The sequence below is a fragment of the Saccharopolyspora sp. NPDC050389 genome (genome assembly GCF_040655595.1).
In the GTDB taxonomy this organism is placed as follows: Bacteria; Actinomycetota; Actinomycetes; order Mycobacteriales; family Pseudonocardiaceae; genus Saccharopolyspora.
This window is the reverse complement of sequence record NZ_JBFAKG010000112.1, coordinates 21,799-28,614: the sequence shown is the minus strand read 5'-3', so window position 1 is coordinate 28,614 and position 6,816 is coordinate 21,799. Positions and strand designations below refer to the sequence as shown.

At 70.3% G+C, this 6,816-nt stretch carries 7 protein-coding genes; 5 read left to right on the top strand and 2 right to left on the bottom strand.

Going from position 1 to position 6,816, the window contains the following annotated elements; translation table 11 throughout:
- Nucleotides 1–77: 77 nt before the first annotated feature.
- The 3 genes from AB0I53_RS42970 to AB0I53_RS42960 all read left to right on the top strand — a co-directional run bounded on the left by AB0I53_RS42970 (nucleotide 78) and on the right by AB0I53_RS42960 (nucleotide 2,797).
- Nucleotides 78–989, top strand: a complete 912-nt coding sequence (locus tag AB0I53_RS42970) for a D-isomer specific 2-hydroxyacid dehydrogenase family protein (RefSeq protein WP_358615203.1) — start codon at nucleotides 78–80, stop codon at nucleotides 987–989.
- Between the two features lie 618 nt (nucleotides 990–1,607).
- A complete protein-coding gene (locus tag AB0I53_RS42965; RefSeq protein WP_358615201.1) occupies nucleotides 1,608–2,414 on the top strand; it encodes a serine protease in 807 nt (268 codons plus the stop codon).
- Nucleotides 2,415–2,605: 191 nt separating this feature from the next.
- Nucleotides 2,606–2,797 (top strand): hypothetical protein, encoded by a 192-nt coding sequence (locus AB0I53_RS42960; RefSeq protein ID WP_358615199.1) that lies wholly within the window; start codon nucleotides 2,606–2,608, stop codon nucleotides 2,795–2,797.
- A 5-nt stretch (nucleotides 2,798–2,802) separates the two neighbouring features.
- Here the strand turns inward: AB0I53_RS42960 and AB0I53_RS42955 are convergent, their stop codons facing one another.
- Nucleotides 2,803–3,708 carry a LysR family transcriptional regulator gene (locus tag AB0I53_RS42955; RefSeq protein WP_358615197.1) on the bottom strand — a complete coding sequence of 302 codons (906 nt, stop codon included), beginning with the start codon at nucleotides 3,706–3,708 and terminating at the stop codon, nucleotides 2,803–2,805.
- A gap of 219 nt (nucleotides 3,709–3,927) precedes the next feature.
- Between AB0I53_RS42955 and AB0I53_RS42950 the strand changes: the two genes are divergently transcribed.
- Nucleotides 3,928–5,154 carry an MFS transporter gene (locus AB0I53_RS42950; protein ID WP_358615195.1) on the top strand — a complete coding sequence of 409 codons (1,227 nt, stop codon included), beginning with the start codon at nucleotides 3,928–3,930 and terminating at the stop codon, nucleotides 5,152–5,154.
- Here AB0I53_RS42950 and AB0I53_RS42945 read toward each other — a convergent pair.
- The gene (locus AB0I53_RS42945) at nucleotides 5,068–5,700 is read right to left on the bottom strand and encodes a LysE family translocator (RefSeq protein WP_358615193.1); all 633 of its coding nucleotides are present in this window, start codon (nucleotides 5,698–5,700) and stop codon (nucleotides 5,068–5,070) included. The two genes, AB0I53_RS42950 and AB0I53_RS42945, sit on opposite strands and share 87 nt — an antisense overlap.
- Nucleotides 5,701–5,988: 288 nt before the next feature.
- On the opposite strand from AB0I53_RS42945, the gene AB0I53_RS42940 reads away from it, so the two are divergent.
- Nucleotides 5,989–6,804: a serine protease gene (locus AB0I53_RS42940; protein ID WP_358615191.1), complete on the top strand. Its 816-nt coding sequence runs from the start codon at nucleotides 5,989–5,991 to the stop codon at nucleotides 6,802–6,804.
- Nucleotides 6,805–6,816 lie beyond the last annotated feature (12 nt).

Sequence of the window (6,816 nt, the reverse complement as noted above, 5' to 3'; positions counted from 1 at the left end):
GGCGCGGCTCGTGTCCTCTGCTTTGCCTATCTCCCCCCCAACCCCCCCCCCCCGACCCGAGCCGAGATGGAGAAGTCGTGAAGGTCCACATTGGTCCGATCGCGCCGCCGGAGCTGGCGGCGGCCGTCGTCGCGGCCGGCGCCGAGATCGGTCCGGCGGCGGAGGCGTCCGCGCTGGTCTGGTACGGCAGCGGCCCCGAGCGGTTCGCCGAGTTGGACCACCCCGGCCTGGAATGGGTGCAGCTGCCGTCGGCCGGCATCGAAACCTGGGTGACCGCCGGCGCGCTGCGCGACGGGATCACCTTCACCTCCGCGGCGGGCACCTACGCCGAGACCGTCGCCGAGCACACGCTCGGATTGATGCTGGCCGGGGCACGGCAGCTGCACGCGGTGGCGCGCGCGGACCACTGGGCGCGACCGGCCGGCATCCGCAGCCTCACCGGCGCCGCGGTCGGCATCATCGGCGCCGGCGGCATCGGCCGGGCGCTGATGGAGTTGCTGCGGCCCTTCGGCGTCCGGGTGCTGGCGGTGAACCGCTCCGGGAAGCCGGTCGAAGGGGCGGATTGGACGTGCTCGGCCGACGACGCCTCCGGGATGCGCCGACTGCTGGCCGAGTCGGACTTCGTCGTGGTCGCCGCGCCCGCGACGGCCGAGACGGCGAGGCTGATCGACGCCGACGCGCTGTCCCGGATGAAGCCCGACGCGTGGTTGGTCAACGTCGCGCGCGGATCGCTGGTCGACACCGATGCGCTGGTCGCGGCGCTGGACGCGGAGAGCATCGGCGGCGCGGCGCTGGACGTGACCGACCCGGAGCCGCTGCCTGCCGGGCATCCGCTGTTCCAGCACCCGCGCGCGATCATCTCGCCGCACTCCGCGAACCCGAAGTCCTTGCTGATCCCGGCCCTGGCGCGGCGGGTGGAGGACAACGTCCGCCGCCGCCTCGCGGGAGAGCCGCTGCTCGGCGTCGTCGACCTCACCGCGGGCTACTGAGCTTCCCGATTTCGCCTGAAATCGGGAGTTCCGTGGCGATCGGGTGTTGTTGGGGTTGGCTTTCCGATTTTGTCTGAATTTGGGAATTTCTCGCCCCGCGTGGTCAACCCGAAGCGGAACCCGGACATGCTCGGCACGGCTACAAAGGCGCTTTCGCGCTGGCGGCCACAGTGGACTGACTGGTTGACGCCCGGATGTGCATCGAGCTCGCCGAGCCCTGCGTGTTCGATGAGCAGCCTGCGCAAGTCCAACCCGTGGGTATGATCGAACACCTTCTGCGGGCGGCCGGGCTGTGCCGGACGCATCGATGCTCGACGATCTCCGCGAGGTTTGCCCGGATCTGGAAGCGCAGTTTTCGGACTGGGTTTTCCGCAAGCGGGGAACTACTCGTTCCTCGGCAAGGCGATCACTCACGTAACGGATGTCCTATTTGGACAGTCTAGGTAAGTCGTTCGAGTGGTATATGTGCTGATTTTCCACCCGATCGGATTGCCTTGCTTAACTCAGGTGTATCCAAAAACGGGTTCTGATCCTCTTTCTAATGGACACTCTTGGTCGAGCCGGAGGTGGCAGGTCGAACGACGGCGTGCCGATGGCTCCGGGGGAGGAGGCAACGTGATGGCAGACATCAGGCGCCGGATGTGGTCGGGGGCCGGGCTGCTGGCGGCGGCGACGCTGTCGTCGGGCTTGCTGACGACGGCGGCGAACGCGTCGGACCGCGATATGTCGGAGGCCAAGGCCCCGCCCATCGTGGGCGGTCAGCCCGCCAAGATCGTCGATCACCCGTGGGTGGTGTATCTGACCGACACCCAGGGCAACCAGTTCTGCGGCGGCACGCTCGCCAAGGCGAACAAGATCGTGACCGCGGCGCACTGCGTCTCCGGGGAGAAGCCGGAGACCGTCCAGGTCGTGGCCGGGCGGGAGGACAAGCAGACCAGCGACGGCAAGGTCGCCAAGGTCACCGGCATCTGGGTGCACCCGAACTTCCAGAACGCCAACAGCGGCGCCGACGTCGCCGTGCTGACCCTGGACCAGGAGCTCCCGCAGCAGCCGCTCGCGGTGGCCGGCAAGGAGGACACCTCGCTCTACGAAGTGGGTAAGACGTCCACAGTGCTCGGCTGGGGTGCCACCGCCGAAGGCGGCCAGGCCTCGCAGACCCTGCAGAAGGCCGACGTGCCGCTGGTCAGCGACCAGGACTGCCAGAAGGCGTACCCGCAGTACAAGTCCGACGCGATGGTGTGCGCCGGATTCCCGCAGGGCGGCGTGGACAGCTGCCAGGGCGACTCCGGCGGACCGCTGGTGGTCGAGAACAAGCTGGTCGGGATCGTCTCCACGGGCAACGGCTGCGCCCGGCCCAACGCCCCGGGCATCTACACCCGCGTGGCGACCTACCACGACGACGTCCAAGCGCAACTGGGTTCCTGACCCGAACGGACGCGGCCGGGGCGCAGCTGGAGCGCCCCGGCCGTTCCATGTCGAGACGGCGGAGCTGTTCGAGCAATCTTGCGAGCTCTGGGAATTCCCGGAAGCGCTGGCGGCCCGGCAGTGATCGCGATGAGCGGCTCGCGGCGACATATGCCGCCGCGTTCACGGCTCCCGAGCAGCCGGTCGCGGAAATGGTCGAACGGTTCCGGGCGCTGGCGGCGGACACCGGTCCGGGGGTCCGCCAGTCGGTGGTCGTCGCGACGGGGTATCGGCCCTGGCTCGAGCTGGTGGAGATCGTCCGGCGGCTTTCCGCGACCGACGACGTCGAACACGTGCGGGAGAACGCCCGGCTGCTGCTGGAAGGCCTGCAGCGCGAAAGCTGACCGAGTCAGGTGGCGGTCAGGCGGAGCTGCGGGCCGAGGTCCCGGGCCAGGCTGGCGGCCAGCGAGCGGAACGTGCGCACCGCCGGGTTGCGGTCGTCCGCTCGGGCGGCCAGGACGCTGTGCTCCGGCGGTGCGTCCAGCACCGGCACGCAGACCGTGCCCGGCCAGGGGTAGTAGCGCTGGAACGATTCCAGCGCCGATCCGGCGCCGCGCCCGGCCGCCGCCGTGGTCAGAACCTCGTGCGGGGTCACGGCATGCGAACTGCTGCGGTGCGGCGACAGCCCGCCGCGCGCCTCGGCGAAGTAGAGGTAGTCGGCGAACTGGCGCGGGGTGTGGTCGGGCAGCGCGATGAACGGCAGATCGAGCACGTCGGTCAGCCGCACCGCCGGCGCCTCGGCCAGCTCCCACGTCGCCGGCACGACCACGATCCGCCGCTCGGTGGTCAGCACGTCCACCGCGATCCGCTCGTCGTCCGGCGCGGGCCGCACGAACGCCACGTCGACCTTGTGCCGCACCAGCGCGGAGACGTGCTCGGTGAAGTCCAGCGCCACGAACTCGACCTGGATTTCCGGGCGGGCGCGGTGGAAGGCCTGCACAACGGCGGGAGTGAGTTCGGCCGAGCCGTTGCTCATGACGCCGATCCGCAGCGTCGATTCGGCGGCTGCCTCGGCCACGTCCGCGACCGCGGCGTCCATCGCCGCCAGCAACGACCTCGCGTGCCCGACGAACCGCTCGCCGGCCGGGGTGAGCCGCACCGGGGAGCGGTCGAGCAGCTGCGCCCCGAGTTCGCGCTCCAGTTGCTGGACGTGTGCCGTCACGGACGCGGGCGACCGGAACAACCGCGTCGCGGCCTTGCCGAAGTGACCTTCTTCGGCGACCGCCAGAAACGACGCCAACCGCCGCAAGTCCATACCTGCAGCGTACGAAGCACGGGAAGGGGTGGCACCGGGCAGTTTCGCCCTAGAGCACGGGCGAAACGCCGCGCCGCGCCGTCGGGTTCCGGCAAAACAGACCAAACGGCATCGGATTTCCGCAGCGCGGAAGAGATGGCGAGGCGCAGATCACGGCCGCGTTCACGAATCCTGAACGGCCGGTGCGGTCGCGCGTCCGACCGGCATAGAACCGATGCCGTGCAGAACAAGTGGTTGCCTGCCGCGTTCCTGTTGACCGCGGCGGGCTGGGGCGCGAATCAGTTCTCCTCGCTGCTCGCCGGATACCAGTCCGAGTTCGGGCTGTCCGGGCAGGCCGTGACCGGCCTGCTCGTGCTCTACGTGGCCGGGCTGCTGCCCGGGCTCCTGCTGGGCGGCCCGATGGGCGACCGGTACGGCCGGCGGCCCGTGGTGTTCGGCGCGATCGCCATCAGCGTGGCCGGAACCGCCGCGTTGATGGCCGGGGTGATCGCCACGCCGTGGCTCGTGGTGGGACGGCTGCTGGCCGGCGTCAGCACGGGCGCGGTCCTGGCCGCGGGCAGCGCATGGGTGCGCGACCTGTCGCATCCGCCGTTCGGCACCGCGGTCGAGGACGGTGTGGGGGCGCGTCGCGCCGGGGTGCTGCTGTCGCTGGGGTTCAGCGTGAGCGGCCTGGTGTCCGCATTGATCGCGCAGTGGGGCCCGAATCCGCTGGTCATCGCCTATCTTCCGCACCTGGTGCTGTGCGTGGCGGGCCTGGCGCTGGCGTTGTCGTGCCCGGAGACGCGGCCGCGCGAGGCCCAGAGTGGCTCGCGGAGCAGCGGCATCCGGGATCCGCGGTTCAGGCGGTTGGTGCTGCCGGTCGCGCTGTGGGTGTTCGTCGGGCCGACGGTGGCGTTCGGCGTGCTTCCCGGGCAGGTTGCCTCGGAAGTGCCCGGGTTCGAGCTGGTCTATGCCGGGGTGGCGGCACTGCTCGCGCCGGGGTTCGGGGCGGTGGTGCAGCCCCTGGCCCGGCGCGTCGCGCGGCGCGGTGAGCGCGCACCGGCCGTCGTCGGGCTGCTCGCGATGACCGCCGGACTCGCGTTGGCGGCCATCGCGGCGTGGCTGGTGCGGCCGGGACTGGCGCTGTTCGCCGACCTCCTGCTGGGCACCGGTTACGGCTTCTGCGTGACGTTCTGCCTGACCGTGGTCGGTCGCATCGCGCCACCGTCCACTTTGGCCAGGCTGACCGCGGCGTTCTGGGTGGTCGCCTACCTCGGCTTCTGCACGCCGCTCGTGGTCAGCCTGCTGGAGCCCGTCGTCGCGGCGCCGGTGGTGCTTGCGGTGCTGGGCGGCCTGGCGCTGGTGACGTGCGTCGTGGTGTCAGCTCGCGACCAGCCCGACCGAGATGGTCAGGAACGCCGCCGCGCTGACCACATCGAGCGACTTCGCGACGCGGGGGTCCTGTAGCCGGGTGGCGATGCGGGCTGCTCCAAGCACGATCGCGAGCTCCCAGATCGCCGCCAGCACCAGGAAGACAACGCCGAGCAGCACCAGCTGCAGAGCGGGCTGCGCGGCGGCACCGACGAACTGCGGCAGGAACGCCAGGCTGAACAGCAGCATCTTCGGGTTGGTGAGGTTGCTGAACAGGCCGCGCAGGTAGGGGTTCGCCGCATCCGCCGGGGCCGTGGTGAGCGTGCCCGCGGCGGATTCCCTCCTGGTCAGCCACAGCCCGCGCAGGATCGTCGCGGCCAGGTAGACCAGGTAGGCGGCGCCGATCCACTTCAGGACGGACAGCACCGCCGGGTTGCTGGTGATCAGCGCGCCGAGCCCGGAGATCACCACCGCGACCTGGATGATGCTCGCGGTGTGGATGCCGGCGAGCGCGAACAGCCCTGCTCGGCGGCCGGAGTTCAGCGAGGTGCGCAGCAGCAGGAAGACGTCCACGCCGGGGGTGAGGACGACGACCATGCTGGCGAGCAGGAATGCGGGCAGCGGGGTCAGATCCAGGAGCACAGCGTTCCTCCTTCGCGACGGCATGCGGCAGTGATCACTTGATCGGGCGTAGTTCTGTCACCTGTTCAGGCGCAATTCGCGGGCCCGGCGCTGTGTGCGTTCCGGGCCCGTGACGGATCGGGAAGGATGAGTAGCCGCCCGCGGCGGCCTGCTCCATAAAATTTCCCGATGTCATCCATCTTAACGAAATATTTTCCTGCTGACGTGTGAGTTGCGCCTCGTGATGTTCCGGTATCGGAGTGACTACGGTGTGCGCTCGGCAAGATCGGCGACAGCTGGAGGCACGACGTGGGGCGTGGCAGTGAGCGGAGGACCGGAGCGGCACGCGGTGGTGCACTGCTGCGTCTCGTGGTCACCGGCGCGGTGACGGCATTGGCCGGACTGCACCCGGTCGCGGCGAGCGCCGAAGAGCAGCCCGAAGCGCGGGTTCTCGGCGGTGCCGACGTCGCGACGGACGACGCACCCTGGGCTGTGGCCCTGACCGACAAGTACGGCCGCCAGTTCTGCGGCGGCACCCTGGTGAGCCCGATCAAGGTGATCACGGCCGCGCACTGCATGGTCGCGCCGATGACGGGCGGCAAGCGGACTCCGGACGACCTGCGCGCGATCGCGGGGCGCACCGACCTGCGCACGGAACGCGGCACGGTTGGCGAGGTCGAGGAGATCTGGGTCCACCCCGGCTTCCGGGACTACACCAGCGGCGACGACGTGGCGGTGCTGACCCTGCGGACGCCGATGCCGCAGCGCCCGCTGGAGATGGTGCGCGAGGGCGAAACGGCGCCGTACCGGCCGGGCACGATGGCCCGGGTCTACGGCTGGGGACGGACCAGCGAGTCGGGGCCGCCGTCGGACACCCTGCGCTCGATGGAGGTGCCGGTCACCACTGACGAAACCTGCCGGACCGCCTACCCGAACTACGACGGCCGGAGCATGTTCTGCGCGGGATTCCCGGAGGGCGGCACGGACGCCTGCGGGGGCGACTCGGGAGGCCCGATCGTGGCGGACAACCGCCTGATCGGCGTGGTCTCCTACGGCACGGGCTGCGGCCGGCCGAACACGCCAGGCGTGTACACGAGGCTGTCGAGTTACAGCGGCGGGCTGTGAATCGGGGAAATC